Source organism: Pseudarthrobacter oxydans, from assembly GCF_030812335.1.
Lineage (GTDB): Bacteria > Actinomycetota > Actinomycetes > Actinomycetales > Micrococcaceae > Arthrobacter > Arthrobacter oxydans_B.
On record NZ_JAUSSN010000008.1, the window covers coordinates 77,057 to 94,041 of the forward strand.

Consider the following 16,985-nt stretch of genomic DNA (forward strand, 5'->3'; position numbering starts at 1 on the left):
ATGAAGGTTTTGCTGGCCAGCCAGGCCATCGCCGGACACTTCAATCCCATGACCGGCATCGGCGTCCGTTTGAAGACCGAGGGCCACGAGGTCGGCTGGTATACCGGCCGCACGCTCGCCGGCAGACTGGACGAGCTGGGCATCCCGCACTACCCGTTCGACCGCGCAATCGAGCACACCGGGGACAACCTCAACGAGCTCTACCCGCAGCGCGCCAAACTCAAGGGACCGATGGCCATCCGGTTCGACGGGGAACGGATCTTCGCCAGCAACGTCACGAATTTCTTCGAAGACATCCGGGACGTGCACCAGCGTTTCCCGTTCGACGCCGTCGTGATGGACAGCAGCATGTTCATCCAGCGGCTCGTCGCCGTGGTGCTGGGCAAAACGGTGGTCAGCGTCGTCGCCATCGGCAACATGGAAAGCGACCCGCTGGTCCCGCCCTTGTTCTTCGGCTTCTCCCCGGCGCGGACCCCGGCCGACAAGATCCTCCATGCCGGCGCGCGGCTGGTCTCGGAGCAGATCGTCACCAAGCCGGCGCGGACCAGCTACGCGCGGCAGCTCCGGGGCTACGGCCTCCGGACACCGCGGGGGACCCCCATCACCGACGAGACCTACCGGTGGTCGCACGCGATCATCCAGACGGGCACCGCGTCCCTGGACTTCCCGCGGCGGAACATCAACCCGAAAGTCCACTACGTCGGCGCCCTGCTGCCACACCGGGCAGGATCTGCCACCGACCCGGCCGCCGCGACCGGCCCGGCCGCGGCCAGCGCTCCGGCCGCGGACGCCCGGCAGCCGACGGCGGCGCAGGGGACTTACCGCCGGACCGTCGTCGTCACCCAGGGAACCGTTGACAACAGGGACCCGGCCAAACTGATCATCCCCACCATTGAGGCGCTGAAGGACACGGACTCCCTTATCGTCGTGGCGAGTGGCGGTGCGAACACGGAAGCTCTGCGACGGCGGTATCCGCAGCCCAACGTGGTCGTCGAGGACTACGTCGACTTTGCCCGGGTTTTTCCCTTCACGGACGTTTTTGTCACCAATGGCGGATTCGGCGGGGTGCTGTTGAGCCTGTCCCACGGGGTTCCCCTGGTGACGGCGGGACTCAACGAGGGCAAGAGCGACGTCAACGCCCGGGTGGCATACGCCGGCGTCGGGGTGAACCTGAAGACTGAGAACCCCAGCGCCGCTGCGATCCGCTCCGCCGTCGACACCGTGCTGGGTGATCCGGCCTGGCGGGAACGGGCGCAGGCGATGCGGGGGCAGTTCGAGGCCGACGACAGCGTCGGCGCCGCCGTCGAGGTCATCAAAGCCGCCGTCGCGGGCTGACGCAGGCACCCGGAAGCACCCGGCATCGGGACTGACGCCGGCAGCCGCCGGTGCACGCCGTCCCTGCAGGCATAATGGAGCCCATGCGACGGACACTTCTGGGGATTCTGGCCGCCCTCATCCTGCTGGCGGCCACGGCGTGCACCGTCACGCAGAAGGACCCGGACTATGTCCCGCCCGCACCGCTGCCAGCCCTCGAGCAGCTCAGGCAGGCGCCGCTCGCCGATGCGGCCACATATGCCGCGGGCCAGGACATCCTCAGCTTTGTCACCGATGACCGGAACGTGGTCTGCTCCCTGACATCGGCCCGCGGCGAGCACGTGAACCTGCCGTATGAGCAGAACGGCTACGCCGACCCCGCCAACAACAAGCTGGCGACCGTCCCGGTGGCGCACTGCGAACTGGCGGCCTACCCCGCGCCGGCCGCGAAGGACATCACGGACGACTGCGGCGGGACGGGCCTGGGCTACCTCGGCGGCGCCGCGCTGCTCACCCCGGAGCGCGCCGGCTACGGCGAATGCCGCTCCGGCGTCACACAGCAGGAAGCCGAATCCGGGCCCCGGGGAAGCCGCAAGGGCCCGATCTCCGAGCTTCCCGTCCTCGGCGAGGGCCAGAACCTGGAGCGCAACGGACTGCGCTGCTCGGCCTACAACGGCGGAGTCGCCTGCGGAAACGTCTCCGCCGGCGTCGCATTCTTCGTGTCGCGCGAGCGTTACGAACTGATCTCCGATGCCGGGAAAACAGCCACTCAGGCACCTTCAGACGCCCCAAAAACCCCGTAATCTAGGCGTTTTTCTACGCTCCATAGAATAGTGTCCTTACTCACATTGAGGGTAGTCTGGAACGGGCCCGTCTCCAAGAAGGGCTAGAGTTCGAAAGAGGAGTATTGCGCCCTGTGGCTCGTTTTTGCCATTTGCAGGGTGCGTTTATTCCGCAGCCCGGTAACTGCGATAACGCGGGGTCCGGCTGTACAGAAACTACTTCGACGTAGAGGACACTAAACCGTGGACCTGTTTGAATACCAGGCGCGCGATATGTTCGAGGCGCACGGTGTACCCGTGCTTGCCGGGATCGTGGCGCACACCCCTGAAGAAGCAAAGGCAGCTGCCGAGAAAATCGGCGGCGTAACTGTCGTCAAGGCGCAGGTCAAGGCCGGAGGCCGCGGCAAAGCCGGCGGCGTCAAGGTCGCCAAGACCGCTGACGAGGCGTTTGAACACTCCACCAACATCCTCGGGATGGACATCAAGGGTCACACCGTCCACCGCGTGATGATCGCCCAGGGTGCGGACATCGCCGAGGAATACTACTTCTCCGTTCTTCTGGACCGGGCCAACCGCAACTACCTGGCCATGTGCTCGGTTGAAGGCGGCATGGAAATCGAGCAGCTCGCCGTTGAGCGCCCCGACGCCCTGGCCAAGATCGCCATCGACCCGGCCGTCGGCATCGACCAGGCCAAGGCCGACGAAATCGTCGCCGCTGCAGGCTTCTCCGAGGAACTGCGCGGCAAAGTCGCCGGCGTCATCCTGAAGCTCTGGGACGTTTTCAAGAAGGAAGACGCCACCCTGGTGGAGGTCAACCCGCTGGTCCTGACCGGCGCCGGTGACATCGTTGCCCTCGACGGCAAGGTCTCCCTCGACGAGAACGCCGGCTTCCGCCACCCCAAGCACGCGCACCTTGAAGACAAGGACGCTGCTGACCCGCTCGAGGCCAAGGCCAAGGCGCAGGACCTCAACTACGTCAAGCTGGACGGCTCCGTCGGCATCATCGGCAACGGTGCCGGCCTGGTCATGTCCACGCTCGACGTCGTTGCCTACGCCGGCGAGAACCACGGCGGCGTCAAGCCCGCCAACTTCCTGGACATCGGCGGTGGAGCTTCGGCCGAGGTCATGGCAGCAGGCCTCGACGTCATCCTGGGCGACCCGCAGGTCAAGTCCGTCTTCGTCAACGTCTTCGGCGGCATCACCGCCTGTGACGCCGTCGCCAAGGGCATCGTCGGTGCCCTGGCCGAGCTGGGCCACTCCGCGAACAAGCCGCTGGTAGTCCGCCTCGACGGCAACAACGTTGAGGAAGGCCGCCGCATCCTGGCCGAGGCCAACCACCCGCTGGTTACCCTGGCCGCCACCATGGACGAGGGCGCCGACAAGGCTGCCGAGCTCGCCAACGCAGCGAAGTAAAGGGACTCGACTATGTCTATTTATCTGAACAAGGACTCCAAGGTCATCGTCCAGGGCATCACCGGCGGCGAAGGCACTAAGCACACCGCCCTGATGCTGAAGGCCGGCACCAACGTCGTCGGCGGCGTCAACGCCCGCAAGGCCGGCTCGACCGTCCTGCACGGCGACACCGAGATCACCGTCTTCGGTACCGTCAAGGAAGCCATGGCCGAGACCGGCGCTGACGTCTCCATCGTCTTCGTCCCCCCGGCCTTCACCAAGGACGCCGTCGTTGAGGCCATCGAGGCCGGCATCGGCCTGGTCGTCGTCATCACCGAAGGCGTGCCGGTACAGGACTCTGCCGAGTTCTGGGCCCTGGCACAGTCCAAGGTCGACGCCAACGGCAAGCAGGTCACGCGCATCATCGGACCGAACTGCCCCGGCATCATCACCCCCGGCGAGGCCCTCGTGGGCATCACCCCGGCCAACATCACGGGCAAGGGCCCCATCGGCCTCGTCTCCAAGTCAGGCACCCTGACCTACCAGATGATGTACGAACTGCGCGATCTGGGCTTCTCGACCGCCATCGGCATCGGCGGCGACCCGGTCATCGGCACCACCCACATCGATGCGCTCGAGGCCTTCGAAGCTGACCCGGAAACCAAGGCGATCGTCATGATCGGCGAAATCGGCGGCGACGCCGAAGAGCGTGCCGCCGACTACATCAAGGCACACGTCACGAAGCCGGTTGTTGGCTACGTCGCAGGCTTCACCGCCCCGGAAGGCAAGACCATGGGCCACGCAGGCGCCATCGTCTCGGGCTCCGCGGGCACCGCCCAGGCCAAGAAGGAAGCCCTCGAGGCTGCCGGGGTCAAGGTCGGCAAGACGCCGTCCGAGACCGCCAAGCTCCTGCGCGAGGTCTTCGCCACCCTCTAGGGGCCGAAGCACCAAGCACCACCACAACGCGGGGTCACCTACGGCCCGTCCCACTCGCTGGGATGGGCCGGAAGTGACCCCGCGTTGTTTGTTTAAGCACGACGGCGGCGGGTCACGTTCCCGGGGAGGTGGCCTGCCGCCGTCGTGCTTTTCCGTTTTGCCGAGGCCGGGCCTCAAGCTTTGGCGCCGTGCCGGGGCCGGGCCTCAGACTTTGGCGCCAGCCAGGAGTTCGTCGAGACGCTCGTAGCCTTCGGTCAGGCCGCCTTCCATGCCGGACTGCGCCATGCCGTCGCGGGCCTTCATGCTCGGATAGACGCCGTGGGCCTTCAGCCGCGTGCGTCCGCCGCCGAGATCCTCGAAGGTCAGGAACTCGATGCTGACCACGTCCGGGTAGCCGTCGAACTCGAAGGTCTGGATGGCGAAGTCGTTTTCCCGGACCGTGTGGAAGACGCCGTTGAAGCCGTAGGCGGCGCCGTCCGGTCCCGTGTGGGTGTAGCGGTAGCTGCCGCCGGTCCGGAAATCGTAGTGGTCGATGTCCATCTTCAGCCGCCGCGGGCCGAGCCACTGGGCGACGAGGGCGGGCTCTTTGTGGGCCCGGAACACGTCGGCGACGGGAAAGTCGAACTCCCGCTCGCAATCGATGAAGGGCAGTCCCTCCGGGACACTGAGTTTCAGGGCGTTGGTCATGATGACTCCTTTGCCGGTGTGCCGCGTGCCGCGGCGTTTGATTGGAGCACGGCGTCCAGGCTGCGGAACTGCTCCTCGCGGACCAGCCGGTACTGGTCGATCCAGGCGGTGAGCGCCTCCAGCCGTGCGGGGTTCAGGTGGACGGGCCGGCGCTGGGCGTCACGGGTGCGCGTGACCAGCTGCGCCTGCTCGAGGACCTGGATGTGTTTCGAGACCGCCTGCTTGGTGATCGCGAAAGGTTCCGCCAAATCATTCACGGTGGCCGGACCCCGGCTGAGCCGGGAGATGATGCGGCGACGGACCGGATCGGCGAGGGCCAGGAAGGCCAAGTCGAGCTGATCGTCGTCGCGTTCGTCCACTGGATGCCCCACCTCCCGTCCCGGATCCGACAGTGAATCTGTTCGTCAACTGGTCATCAACCGCGTGTTCGATCACGTAGTCCACTTCGTGTTCAACCGCATCGTTGATCAATCTCTAGGTTGTTAACGCTACGCCTGGCCGCAGGCCTGCGCAAGAGTCCAGCGCGGCGTCCCTACGCGCCCGTCCCGCACCTCGGGACGTGCGCGTAGTGACCCCGCGCCGCCGGGCGGGACGCGTAGTGACCCCGCGCCGCCGTCGGCCCTTGCGTCGGCGGCTCGCACTTTGTTAGTATGTCAGGACAAACTAATGAAGGTGTAGCGAGTGCCACTCGTGCGAATCGACGTCAACCAGGGCCGGACCCCGGAGCAGCTCCAGGCGCTCAGCCGGGGAATCCACGACGCCATTGTGGCCGAATACGGCATTCCGGAGCGGGACTACTTTCACGTCCTGACCGAACATCCCGCGGGCCAGATCCTGGCCCAGGATGCCGGCCTCGGCTTCGAGCGGACGCCGGGCGTGCTGATGATCCAGATCTTCACCCAGGCCGGACGGAGCCAGGCGGCCAAGCAGTCCCTGTTTGCCGCCATTGCGGAAAAGCTGGCCGCCACCGGAGTCGCCGGCGAGGATGTCTTCATCGGCTACGTCGAGAACACTGCGGGGGACTGGTCGTTCGGTTTCGGCCGGGCGCAGTACGTCACCGGAGAGCTGGGCGTGCCCAGTAAATAGCCCGCAGGCACGCGCCGGCTGCCCGCCGAAACGGCCACGCCGCAAGGGCATTCAGGCCCCCAGTGTCAAGTTGTAAATATGTCAGTACAAACCTTTGACAGTACATGCATTCTAGGGCAGAGTAGTGGATGTGGCCCGGCTCACGCCGGCTTCCTAAGCACCGAAGCTCAGGCTGCGCAAAGGTACCGAGTTCACACCAGAAAGGTCCACGATCACCGTGACCCACGAACTGCTCACGATCGGGCGCATCAGCGTTGATATCTACCCGAACGACATCGGGGTGGATCTGGAGGATGTCACGTCCTTCGGAAAGTACCTTGGCGGATCACCGTCCAACGTAGCGGTCGCGGCCGCCCGCCACGGCCGCCGCACCGCTGTGATCACCCGCACCGGCGACGACGCCTTCGGCAAATACCTGCACCGCGAACTGCGCAAGTTCAACGTGGACGATTCCTTCGTCACCGCGGTCAAGGAATGGCCCACCGCCGTCACCTTCTGCGCGATCAAGCCGCCGGAGGACTTCCCGCTCTACTTCTACGGGCGCTTTCCCACGGCCCCGGACCTGCAGATCAAGGCCGAGGAGCTGGACCTGGACGCCATCAGGGACGCCGGCATCTTCTGGTCCACCGTCACCGGCCTCTGCCAGGAGCCCAGCCGCACCGCCCACCTCGCGGCCCACGAGGCGCGGCCCCGCACCGGGCTGAAGCCCGGCCGGTTCACCATCCTGGACCTCGACTACCGGCCGATGTTCTGGGCCTCCGAAGCCGAAGCCCGGGAACAGGTCGCCAGGATCCTCCCGCACGTCACCGTGGCCATCGGCAACGACAAGGAATGCGCCGTCGCCGTCGGCGAAGGCACCCCGGACGAACAGGCGGACCGGCTGCTCGCGGCCGGCGTCGAGATCGCCGTCGTCAAGCTCGGCCCGGAAGGCGTCATGGCCAAGACCCGCACCGAGCGCGTCGTCTCCGCCCCGGTGCCGGTGGAAACCGTCAACGGCCTGGGCGCCGGCGACTCCTTCGGCGGAGCGTTCTGCCACGGGCTGCTCTCCGGCTGGCCGCTCGCCCAGGTTCTCGACTTCGCCAACGCCGCCGGCGCGCTGGTCGCCTCCCGGCTGTCCTGCGCCGACGCGATGCCGACGCCGGAGGAAGTCACCGGTCTGCTCGCCGAACGCGGCCGCCTCGTACCGGGCACCTACGCCACCGAAGGAGCAACCCTGTGAGTGTCGACCCCGCCGCCGCCACCCTCGCGGTGGACGATGATCCCCGCCGCTACGAACACCTGAGCATCATCCGGCTCGAGGACCCCGACGCGATCGCCCGCGCCGCGAAGGCCCGCCGCCGCCACCCCGGCGTCAAGGCCGGCAAGCAGAACTTCATCGTCGCCGCCGACCACCCGGCCCGCGGCGCCCTCGCCGTCGGCAGTGACCCCGTGGCGATGGCGGACCGCCGGCAGCTGCTGGACCGGCTCCAGGTCGCCCTGGCCAATCCCGACGTCGACGGCGTGCTGGCCTCCCCGGACATCATGGACGACCTGCTCCTGCTCGGCGCGCTCGAGGGCAAGCTCCTCTTCGGTTCGATGAACCGCGGCGGTCTCTCCGGGCTGGTCAACGAACTCGATGACCGCTTCACCGGCCACACCGCTGCCGCCCTCGAGGCGCTGGGCGCCGACGGCGGCAAGATGCTCACGCGCATCTGCCTGGGCGACCCGGACACGGTCGCCACCCTGGAGGCCACCGCCAAGGCGATCGATTCCCTCGCCGGGCGCAAGCTCATCGCGATGGTGGAGCCGTTCCTGTCCATCTGGGAGAACGGCAGGGTCCGCAACGACCTTTCCACGAACGCGGTGATCAAATCCGTCGCGATCGCCGAAGGCCTGGGCTCCACCAGCGCCTACACCTGGATGAAGCTCCCGGTGGTGGCCGAAATGGAACGCGTCATGGCGTCCACCACGATGCCCACCGTGCTCCTCGGCGGCGACCCGGACAGCAGCCAGGACGACGTCTTTGCGAGCTGGGAAGCAGCCCTCGCGCTGCCGGGCGTCCAGGGCCTGACCGTCGGCCGGACCCTGCTCTACCCGCAGGACGGCGACGTGGCCGGGGCCGTGGCAACTGCCGCCTCGCTGCTGCACCACACCGCACCCGCCCGCCCGGCACCCGCCCGCACCGCACCCGCAGAAGTATCGGAGTAACGTCCCATGGGAACCAGAACTGCCTCAGGAACACGCAGAATGACCGTCGCGCAGGCGGTCGTGGAATACCTGTCCCAGCAGTACACCGTCGATTCGATCGGCGGCCAGGACTTCCGCGAACGGCTGATCCCGGGCACCTTCGGGATCTTCGGCCACGGCAACGTCGCCGGCGTCGGCCAGGCCCTCAAGCAGTACCAGCAGCTCGATCCCACGATCATGCCGTACTACCAGGGCCGGAACGAACAGGCCCAGGCGCACCAGGCCGTCGGCTACGCCCGGCACACCCGGCGCCGGCAGACCTTCGCGATCAGCACCTCGATCGGACCGGGGTCCTCGAACCTGCTCACCGGCGCCGCGCTGGCCACCACCAACCGGCTGCCCGTGCTCCTGCTGCCGAGCGACACTTTTGCCACCCGCGCCGCGGACCCCGTCCTGCAGCAGCTTGAGCAGCCCTACGCCTACGACATCACGGTCAACGACGCCTTCCGTCCGCTGTCCAAGTTCTTCGACCGCGTCTCCCGGCCCGAGCAGCTGTTCTCCGCGTTCCACCACGGCCTCCGGGTGCTGACGGACCCGGCCGAGACCGGCGCCGTGACCATCTCGCTGCCCCAGGACGTCCAGGCCGAGGCCTTCGACGTGCCCGAGGAATTCCTCGCCGAACGCGAATGGCGGATCCGCCGCCCGGACGCCGACGACGGGGACATCCGCCGCGCCGCCGACGCCATCCGCGCCGCCCAGCGCCCGCTCATCATCGCCGGCGGCGGCGTCCTCTACGCCTACGCCAACGAGGACCTCGCACGGTTCGCCGAGCTGACCGGCATCCCGGTGGGCAACACCCAGGCCGGCGTCGGCGTCCTGCCCTGGGACCACAAGTTCTCCCTCGGTGCGATCGGCTCCACCGGCACGACGGCGGCCAACGCCATCGCCGCCGACGCGGACCTGATCATCGGCATCGGCACGCGCTACGAGGACTTCACCACCGCGTCCCGGACCGCGTTCCAGAACCCGGACGTGAAGTTCATCAACATCAACGTCGCCGCGATCGACGCCTACAAGCACGGCACCTCCCTACCGATCGTCGCGGACGCCCGCAAGGCCCTGGTCAAGCTGAACCAGGCCCTCGGCGGCTACCGGATCGGCGCGGACCTGGAGCAGCGGATCGCGGCAGAGAAGGCCCGCTGGGACGCCACCGTGGACGAGGCCTTCGACACCCGCTTCACCCCGCTACCGGCCCAGAACGAGATCATCGGCGCCACGAGCCGGGCCATGGACGCCCAGGACGTGGTCATCTGCGCCGCCGGGTCCCTCCCGGGCGACCTGCATAAGATGTGGCGCGTCCGGGACCCGTTCGGGTACCACGTCGAATATGCCTACTCCTGCATGGGTTACGAGATTCCCGGCGGCCTCGGCGTCAAGCGCGCGGCGCTGGCCGAAGCCGCGAGGGGCGGGGCGCAGCGCGACGTCGTTGTGATGGTGGGGGACGGTTCCTACCTCATGATGCACACCGAACTGGTCACCGCCGTCGCCGAACGGATCAAGCTGATCGTGGTCCTGATCCAGAACCACGGCTACGCCTCAATCGGCTCGCTCTCCGAATCGCTCGGCTCCCAGCGCTTCGGCACCCAGTACCGCGCCCTGGACGAGGACCAGCACAGCTTCGACGACGGCGAGCGGCTCCCGGTGGACCTGGCCCTGAACGCCGAAAGCCTCGGCGTGAAGGTGATCCGGATCGAACCGGGGGAGAAGGTCATCGCGGAGCTGGAACAGGCCGTCCGCGACGCCAAGGCGGCGCCCGAACGCGGCGGCCCGATCCTCATCCACGTTGAATCCGACCCGCTGCTGGACGCCCCCAGCTCCGAGTCCTGGTGGGACGTTCCGGTCTCCCAGGTCTCCGAGCTCGACTCCACGAAGCAGGCCTTCCAGACCTACGTCGACCACAAGAGCCGCCAGCGCAAGCTGCTCGGCTGACCCCGGCTTCCTGAGCCATCCCCGATTCCAATTCCCAAGGACATTCCATGAGCACCGTCACCACCACCAAAACCATCCACCACTTCATCAACGGCACTGAGTCCGCCGGCGAAGGGACCCGCACCCAGCCCGTCTACAACCCCGCCACCGGCGCCGTCAGCGCAGAGCTGCGGCTGGCCAACCGGGCGGACCTGGACGCCACCGTCGCGGCCGCCCGCGCCGCCGCCGACATCTGGGGCGACATCTCCCTCGCCAAGCGCACCACTGTGCTGTTCAAATTCCGCGAACTAGTCGCGGCCCACGTCGATGAACTCGCCGAACTGATCACGGCCGAGCACGGCAAGGTCCTCTCCGACGCCAAGGGCGAGATCGGCCGCGGCCTGGAGGTCATCGAATTCGCCTGCGGCATCCCGCAGCTGCTCAAGGGTGACTACTCGGACCAGGTCTCCACCGGCATCGACGTCTTCTCCTTCCGCGAACCGCTCGGCGTCGTCGCCGGCATCACCCCGTTCAACTTCCCGGTCATGGTGCCGCTGTGGATGGCGCCGATGGCGATCGCCACGGGCAACGCCTTCATCCTCAAGCCCTCCGAGCGGGATCCCTCCGCCTCGATGCTGCTGGCCAAACTGTGGAAGGACGCCGGCCTGCCCGACGGCGTCTTCCAGGTCCTGCACGGGGACAAGGAAACCGTCGAGGGCCTGCTGACCCACCCGGATGTGGACGGCATCTCCTTCGTCGGCTCCACCCCGATCGCCCAGTACGTCCACGAGACCGCCACCAAGCATGGCAAGCGCGTCCAGGCCCTGGGCGGCGCGAAAAACCACGCCATCATCATGCCCGACGCCGACCTCGACAACGCCGCGGACCACTTGGCCGCCGCCGCCTTCGGCTCCGCCGGGGAACGCTGCATGGCCATCTCGGTCGCCGTCGCCGTCGGCGAGGCCGCCGATCTGCTGGTCAAGAAGGTCGAAGAGCGCGCCCTGGCCGTCAAGGTCAACAACGGCACCGTTCCCGACGCCGAAATGGGCCCGGTCATCACCCCGGCGTCCAAGGACCGCATCATCCGGATCGTCACCGAAGCCGAAGCCGCGGGAGCGGCGATGGTGGTGGACGGCCGCGACCTCGTGGTCCCCGGCCACGAGGACGGCTTCTGGGTCGGCCCGACCGTCCTGGACCACGTCAAGACCGAAATGACCGCCTACAGCGAGGAAATCTTCGGACCCGTCCTCGTCGTCGTCCGCGTCGAGGACCTGGACGCCGGCATCGCGCTGATTAACGCCAACCCCTACGGCAACGGCACCGCCATCTTCACCTCCTCCGGCGCCAACGCCCGCAAGTTCCAGCGCTCCGTCACCGTGGGCATGATCGGCATCAACGTGCCGCTGCCCGTACCGGTGGCATACCACTCCTTCGGCGGCTGGAAGGCCTCGCTCTTCGGCGACAAGCACATGTACGGCCCGGAGGGTGTGTCCTTCTACACCCGCGGCAAGGTGGTCACCTCCCGCTGGCCCGAACCCACCCATGCCTCCGGCGCCTCCTACAACTTCCCGTCCAACTAAGCGACCCGACTACCCCCAATCGACTGCTCCGCAACGGCCGTTTTGAGCGTCCAAAACGGCACCTGTGGAGCAATCGATGAGAAGGAATGGCAATGACTGAGAACAAGCTGATCATCGGCACCGCGCCGGACTCCTGGGGCGTCTGGTTTCCGGATGACCCCAAGCAGACCCCGTGGGAGCGCTTCCTCGACGAGGTCGCCGAATCCGGCTACAAGTGGATTGAACTCGGCCCCTACGGCTACCTCCCCACCGACCCCGCCCGGCTCGCCGAGGAGCTCAAGGCCCGGGACCTGCAGATCTCGGCCGGCACCGTGTTCACAGCCTTCCACCGCGGCCTGGATCAGTGGGAATCCGCGTGGGAACCGGCCCGCAAGGTTGCCGAACTCACCGCCGCGATGGGCGGGGAACACATGGTGGTCATCCCCGCGATGTGGCGCGACGACGTCACCGGCGAGGCAGTGGAAAGCGGCGAGCTCACCGAGAAGGCCTGGGCCGACCTCTTCGCCGGGCACAACCGCCTCGGCAAGACCCTGCTGGAGGACTTCGGCCTGAAGCAGCAGTTCCACTCCCACGCCGACTCCCACGTCGGCGCGCAGGAGGACATCGAGACCCTGCTCGGCGCCACGGACGCCAAGTACCTCAACCTGTGCCTGGACACCGGGCACGCCGAGTACTGCGGGGCCTCGAGCCTGGAGCTGATCAAGAACTACCCGGACCGGATCGGCTACCTGCACCTCAAGCAGATCAACCCGGAGATCCTCAGAAAGGTCAACGCGGAAAACATGACCTGGGCCGCCGCCAACCTGGCCGGCGTGATGACCGAACCGCCGAACGGCCTGCCGGACCTGCGCGCCGTCATCGAGGCCGTCGAGGCGCTGAACCGGCCGATCTTTGGCATCGTGGAGCAGGACATGTACCCCGTGGCCTTCGACGTCCCGATGCCGATCGCCAAGCGCACCCGGAACTACCTGCTTTCCTGCGGCTCCCGCACCGCCGTCAACTAGACGTCAACCAGAACTGAGGACAAGACCATGACCAAGACCCTCCGCATAGCTGTCATCGGGGCCGGCCGTATGGGCGCAGACCACATCCAGCGGCTCAACACCCGCATCCACGGCGCGGAAGTTGCCGCCGTCGTCGACGTCGACCTGGCCCGGGCGCAGGCCGCCATCGAAGGCATCCCGGGCGCCGTCGCCCTGGCCGACGCCGACGAGGCCCTCAGCAACGGCGACGTCAACGCCGTGCTGATCGCCACCCCCGGCTTCCTGCACGAGGACATCCTGCTTAAGGCGATCGCCAAGGACATCCCGATCCTCTGCGAGAAGCCGCTCACCCCGGATGCCGAGACCTCCTGGAAGATTGTCGAGGCCGAGCAGAAGCTGGGCCACAAGCGCATCCAGGTCGGCTTCATGCGCCGCTTCGACGCTGAATACGCCGCCCTCGGAAAGATCATCCGCAACTCCGAACTCGGCGAGCTGCTGATGCTGCACCACCAGCACCGCAACCCGACCACCCCGGCCGGTTTCACCAACGAGATGCTGATCAACGATTCCGTGGTCCACGAATTCGACGCGATCCGCTACTTCACCGGCGAGGAAATCACCTCCGTCCAGGTCCGCCTCGGAAAGGCCACCCGGAACGCCCCGGCCGGCCAGCACGACCCGCAGCACGTGCTGATCGAAACCGAATCCGGCGTCCTGGCCGACGTCGAGATCTACGTCAACGCCAAGTTCGGCTACGAGGTGGCCACCCAGGCCTCCTTCGAGGACGGCATTGTCAGCATCGGCGGGGACCAGGGCCCGTACACCCGCAGCAACGGCCGCTGGGGCGGCACCATCACCCCCGGCTTCGAGGAGCGCTTCGGCGCCGCGTACGACGTCGAAATCCAGTCCTGGGTGGACGCCGCCCTGCGCGGTGAGATCGGCGGCCCGACGGCCTGGGACGGGTACGCCACCGCCGCCTGCTGCGAGGCCGGCGTCGAGGCGCAGAAGAACGGCGAAAAGGTCGCCGTGAAGCTGAACGCCAAGCCCGACCTTTACCGCTAGCCGCCAGGACGAACGTGTTGGGGGCCGCGGCCTCCCTCCCGTTCCGTCCCGCGCGCAACCTGACTGATCCACAATGGAGTGTCCCACGTGAAAATCGCCCTTGATCCAACGCCCTTCCACCACTCGCACAGCCTGCTGGAGTTTCCCCGGGTGGTGGCGGACCTCGGCTACAAGTACATGCAGATGACCCCGCACGCCGATCTCATCCCGTTCTACAACCACCCGAAGGCCGACGACGAACTGGTGGGCCAGCTGGCCAAGGCCTGCAAGGACGCCGGGATCGAGATCGCCTCGGTCCTGCCGGTGCTGCGCTGGTCCGGCCCGGATGAGGACGCCCGCGAAGCGGCCGTCCGGTACTGGAAGCGTGCCATCCAGATCGCCGTGGACCTTGGCGTCAGCACCATGAACACCGAATTCAGCGGACGCCCGGAGAAGGCGGAGGAATCCGAGCGCGCGTTCTACCGCTCCATGGAGGAACTGCTGCCGATCATCGAACGCGAAGGCATCGACCTGCTGATCGACCCGCACCCGGATGACTTCGTCGAGGAGGGCCTGGCGGCGATCCGGGTGATCCGTGGCCTGAACTCCAAGAACGTCGGCATGGTCTATGTCGCCTCGCACAGTTTCCACATGCAGAACGCGCCGCTGGACATCATGCGCGCCGCGGGGGACAGGCTCCGCCTGGTCCACGTCGCCGACACCATGGACCACCACGCCTCGCACGGGCTGCGCTACATCACCAACCCGCCCGGAAACCCGGTCCGGGTGCACCAGCACCTGAAGATCGGCGATGGCGACGTCAACTGGGATGAGTTCTTCGGCGGTCTCAAAGAGATCGGCTTCCTCGACCGGGACGACACCGTGATGGTCTCCAGCGTCTTCGCCGAGGACGACAACGCTGCCGAGGTCTCCCGCTACCAGCTGGACACGATGAACAACTACATCGAAAAGGCACGGTAGCGGCCGCCCTATGCAGAAAACGGAAAACACCCTCCCCAGCGCTTCGACCCAAGCCGGGCCCGGCCCCGCCGGCCCGCCCGGTGCTCCCGCGCACCCGAAGCGTTTCATGCGGAAGGTCGCGCTGTTCTCGACCTTCGGCGGCCTGCTCTTCGGCTACGACACAGGCGTCATCAACGGGGCCCTGCCGTTCATGCAGCGCGACCTCGGGCTGACGCCGCTGACCGAAGGCCTGGTCACGTCGACCCTGCTCTTCGGCGCGGCGTTCGGTGCGATCACCGCCGGCCGGCTGTCCGACCGTTTCGGCCGCCGCAAGACCATCATGGGGCTGGCCCTCATTTTCGCCGTCGCCACCATCGCCTGTTCCCTGGCCCCCACGACGGGACTGCTGGTGCTGGCCCGGACCGTCCTGGGCCTGGCCGTCGGCGGCGCCTCGGTGATCGTGCCGGTGTACCTCGCGGAAATGTCGCCGGCAGCCCAGCGCGGGCGGATCGTCACGCAGAACGAGCTCATGATCGTTACGGGGCAGTTCCTGGCGTTTACGTTCAACGCGGTCCTGGGCAACGCCTTCCCCGAGGCCTCGAATGTGTGGCGCTGGATGCTGGTCATCGCGACACTGCCGGCCGTGGTGCTGTGGTTCGGGATGCTGGTCCTGCCCGAAAGCCCCCGCTGGCTGGCATCGGCCGGACGCTTCGGCGAGGTCCTCGAAGTCCTGCGCAAGACCCGCGCGCCGGCCGATGTCTCGACGGAATTCGACGAGGTGCGGCAGGCGGCCCGGGAGGACTACCAATCCAAGCTCGGAACCTTCCGGGACCTCACGGTGCCCTGGATCCGCAGGATCTTTGTGGTGGGACTGGGCATGGCGGTCATCAACCAGATCAGCGGCGTCAACGCCATCATGTACTACGGCACCTCGATCCTCTCCAGCTCGGGCTTCGGGGACCAGGGCGCACTCCTTGCCAACGTCGTCAACGGCGTCACCTCCGTGGCCGCCGTCATCGTCGGCATGTCCCTGATGACACGGGTCCGCCGGAAGTCGATGCTGATCGTCGGCCTGATCGGGACGTCGTCCTCGCTGCTGGCCATTGGCCTGATTTCGATGCTGATCCCGGAAAGCACCCTCCGCGGCTATCTGGTGCTGCTGTTCATGGTGACCTTCCTGGCCTCCATGCAGTCCTGCATCGGCACCGTGACCTGGCTGACGATGTCCGAAATCTTCCCGATGCATGTCCGCGGGATCGGCATGGGCATCTGCGTCTTCGTACTGTGGATGATCAACTTCCTGATCGGTTTCTTCTTCCCGCAGATGGTCGCCTGGATCGGTGTTTCCATGACGTTCTTCATCTTCGTGGCGATGCAGCTGGCAGCGATCGTCTGGGTGAAACGCGTCGTACCGGAAACCAAGGACAAGAGCCTGGAAGACCTGGAGCACTACTTCAAGAACGCGGCCAACAAGCAGCCCGTCAGCGAGTAGCGGTCAGCACAAAGCCGGGCAGCGCTACACGTGCGCGTGCAGCGTCGGGAGCGCAGCGACCAGCGGCGCCAGTTCCGGCACCTCCTGCGCCTCGGCCAGCGCACGCTCCAGCGTGGCGTCATGGCTGGGCCGGGCCTCCTCGAGCAGCTTGATGCCGCTCGGCGTGAGTTCGGTGTAGATCCCGCGGCGGTCATCGGCGCACAGGATTCGGGTCAGCAGGCCGCGGTCCTCCAACCGGTTGACCAGGCGGGTGGTGGCGCTGGCGCTCAGTGCCGTGGCGCGCGCCAGTTGCTGCATGCGCATGTGCCAGCCGTCCTGGCGGCTCAGCGCATCCAGCACGGTGTACTCCACGACGGAGAGTTGCGCCACAGCCTGCAGCGAACGCTCCAGCTCCGCCTCGATCAGCCCATGCAGGGCCGCCAGGGTCCGCCAGCCTTGCGCCCGGACCTCCACGGCGTCGTCCTTGATGCCCATCAGTTCTTCCCTTCAGATCAGCCTGCCCTGCCCCGAAAAACTCCGCAACGAGGACAGCCCCACAAATTAGTTGCTTGCGCGGCATAGTTGCTTGTGCAACAATAAATAACGCGTCTGCAACTAA

The 16,985-nt window shown here is 67.0% G+C and carries 16 protein-coding genes; 13 read left to right on the top strand and 3 right to left on the bottom strand.

Annotated features, from left to right (window positions below; all coding sequences use genetic code 11):
* The 4 genes from J2W14_RS14160 (at position 1) to sucD (ending at position 4,424) form a co-directional block, all read left to right on the top strand.
* Complete coding sequence (locus J2W14_RS14160; protein ID WP_307463587.1) at positions 1 to 1,335, top strand: glycosyltransferase; 1,335 nt, start codon at positions 1 to 3, stop codon at positions 1,333 to 1,335.
* Positions 1,336 to 1,409: 74 nt separating this feature from the next.
* Complete coding sequence (locus tag J2W14_RS14165) at positions 1,410 to 2,117, top strand: hypothetical protein (protein ID WP_307463591.1); 708 nt, start codon at positions 1,410 to 1,412, stop codon at positions 2,115 to 2,117.
* A 222-nt stretch (positions 2,118 to 2,339) separates the two neighbouring features.
* A complete protein-coding gene (sucC, locus tag J2W14_RS14170) occupies positions 2,340 to 3,509 on the top strand; it encodes an ADP-forming succinate--CoA ligase subunit beta (RefSeq protein ID WP_307463594.1) in 1,170 nt (389 codons plus the stop codon).
* 12 nt (positions 3,510 to 3,521) lie between these two features.
* The gene (gene sucD / locus J2W14_RS14175; RefSeq protein WP_307463597.1) at positions 3,522 to 4,424 is read left to right on the top strand and encodes a succinate--CoA ligase subunit alpha; all 903 of its coding nucleotides are present in this window, start codon (positions 3,522 to 3,524) and stop codon (positions 4,422 to 4,424) included.
* 204 nt (positions 4,425 to 4,628) lie between these two features.
* Here sucD and J2W14_RS14180 read toward each other — a convergent pair whose 3' ends face one another.
* Both J2W14_RS14180 and J2W14_RS14185 read right to left on the bottom strand, forming a co-directional pair.
* Entirely contained in the window at positions 4,629 to 5,111 is a 483-nt protein-coding gene (locus J2W14_RS14180; RefSeq protein ID WP_307463600.1) for an SRPBCC family protein, read from the bottom strand.
* The gene (locus J2W14_RS14185; protein WP_307463602.1) at positions 5,108 to 5,470 is read right to left on the bottom strand and encodes an ArsR/SmtB family transcription factor; all 363 of its coding nucleotides are present in this window, start codon (positions 5,468 to 5,470) and stop codon (positions 5,108 to 5,110) included. The genes J2W14_RS14180 and J2W14_RS14185 overlap by 4 nt, the downstream gene beginning before the upstream one ends.
* A gap of 322 nt (positions 5,471 to 5,792) precedes the next feature.
* Here J2W14_RS14185 and J2W14_RS14190 point away from each other — a divergent pair, with 322 nt between their 5' ends.
* From J2W14_RS14190 to J2W14_RS14230, 9 genes are all read left to right on the top strand, one after another.
* Entirely contained in the window at positions 5,793 to 6,197 is a 405-nt protein-coding gene (locus J2W14_RS14190) for a tautomerase family protein (protein WP_307463606.1), read from the top strand.
* A 217-nt stretch (positions 6,198 to 6,414) separates the two neighbouring features.
* Positions 6,415 to 7,416, top strand: coding sequence for a 5-dehydro-2-deoxygluconokinase (iolC, locus tag J2W14_RS14195; protein ID WP_307463609.1), 1,002 nt, complete (start codon positions 6,415 to 6,417; stop codon positions 7,414 to 7,416).
* Positions 7,413 to 8,384: a Cgl0159 family (beta/alpha)8-fold protein gene (locus J2W14_RS14200; protein WP_307463612.1), complete on the top strand. Its 972-nt coding sequence runs from the start codon at positions 7,413 to 7,415 to the stop codon at positions 8,382 to 8,384. The genes iolC and J2W14_RS14200 overlap by 4 nt, the downstream gene beginning before the upstream one ends.
* A gap of 39 nt (positions 8,385 to 8,423) precedes the next feature.
* The gene (iolD, locus tag J2W14_RS14205) at positions 8,424 to 10,352 is read left to right on the top strand and encodes a 3D-(3,5/4)-trihydroxycyclohexane-1,2-dione acylhydrolase (decyclizing) (RefSeq protein WP_307463614.1); all 1,929 of its coding nucleotides are present in this window, start codon (positions 8,424 to 8,426) and stop codon (positions 10,350 to 10,352) included.
* A gap of 47 nt (positions 10,353 to 10,399) precedes the next feature.
* Positions 10,400 to 11,911 (top strand): CoA-acylating methylmalonate-semialdehyde dehydrogenase, encoded by a 1,512-nt coding sequence (locus J2W14_RS14210; RefSeq protein WP_307463618.1) that lies wholly within the window; start codon positions 10,400 to 10,402, stop codon positions 11,909 to 11,911.
* A 92-nt stretch (positions 11,912 to 12,003) separates the two neighbouring features.
* Positions 12,004 to 12,915: a sugar phosphate isomerase/epimerase family protein gene (locus J2W14_RS14215; protein WP_307463621.1), complete on the top strand. Its 912-nt coding sequence runs from the start codon at positions 12,004 to 12,006 to the stop codon at positions 12,913 to 12,915.
* Positions 12,916 to 12,942: 27 nt separating this feature from the next.
* The gene (locus tag J2W14_RS14220) at positions 12,943 to 13,956 is read left to right on the top strand and encodes a Gfo/Idh/MocA family protein (protein WP_307463623.1); all 1,014 of its coding nucleotides are present in this window, start codon (positions 12,943 to 12,945) and stop codon (positions 13,954 to 13,956) included.
* An 87-nt stretch (positions 13,957 to 14,043) separates the two neighbouring features.
* Complete coding sequence (locus J2W14_RS14225) at positions 14,044 to 14,916, top strand: sugar phosphate isomerase/epimerase family protein (protein WP_307463626.1); 873 nt, start codon at positions 14,044 to 14,046, stop codon at positions 14,914 to 14,916.
* Between the two features lie 10 nt (positions 14,917 to 14,926).
* Entirely contained in the window at positions 14,927 to 16,387 is a 1,461-nt protein-coding gene (locus J2W14_RS14230) for a sugar porter family MFS transporter (protein ID WP_307463629.1), read from the top strand.
* Between the two features lie 24 nt (positions 16,388 to 16,411).
* Here the strand turns inward: J2W14_RS14230 and J2W14_RS14235 are convergent, their stop codons facing one another.
* Positions 16,412 to 16,861: a MarR family winged helix-turn-helix transcriptional regulator gene (locus tag J2W14_RS14235; RefSeq protein WP_307463632.1), complete on the bottom strand. Its 450-nt coding sequence runs from the start codon at positions 16,859 to 16,861 to the stop codon at positions 16,412 to 16,414.
* Positions 16,862 to 16,985: the final 124 nt, after the last annotated feature.

Excerpts from the sequence above, each read along its gene's own strand:
- J2W14_RS14230 (WP_307463629.1), top strand. The coding sequence starts at position 14,927 with ATGCAGAAAACGGAAAACACCCTCCCCAGCGCTTCGACCCAAGCCGGG.
- iolD (WP_307463614.1), top strand. The coding sequence starts at position 8,424 with ATGACCGTCGCGCAGGCGGTCGTGGAATACCTGTCCCAGCAGTACACC.
- J2W14_RS14220 (WP_307463623.1), top strand. The coding sequence starts at position 12,943 with ATGACCAAGACCCTCCGCATAGCTGTCATCGGGGCCGGCCGTATGGGC.
- J2W14_RS14165 (WP_307463591.1), top strand. The coding sequence starts at position 1,410 with ATGGAGCCCATGCGACGGACACTTCTGGGGATTCTGGCCGCCCTCATC.
- J2W14_RS14215 (WP_307463621.1), top strand. The coding sequence starts at position 12,004 with ATGACTGAGAACAAGCTGATCATCGGCACCGCGCCGGACTCCTGGGGC.
- J2W14_RS14180 (WP_307463600.1), bottom strand. The coding sequence starts at position 5,111 with ATGACCAACGCCCTGAAACTCAGTGTCCCGGAGGGACTGCCCTTCATC.
- J2W14_RS14210 (WP_307463618.1), top strand. The coding sequence starts at position 10,400 with ATGAGCACCGTCACCACCACCAAAACCATCCACCACTTCATCAACGGC.
- J2W14_RS14160 (WP_307463587.1), top strand. The coding sequence starts at position 1 with ATGAAGGTTTTGCTGGCCAGCCAGGCCATCGCCGGACACTTCAATCCC.
- J2W14_RS14235 (WP_307463632.1), bottom strand. The coding sequence starts at position 16,861 with ATGGGCATCAAGGACGACGCCGTGGAGGTCCGGGCGCAAGGCTGGCGG.
- sucD (WP_307463597.1), top strand. The coding sequence starts at position 3,522 with ATGTCTATTTATCTGAACAAGGACTCCAAGGTCATCGTCCAGGGCATC.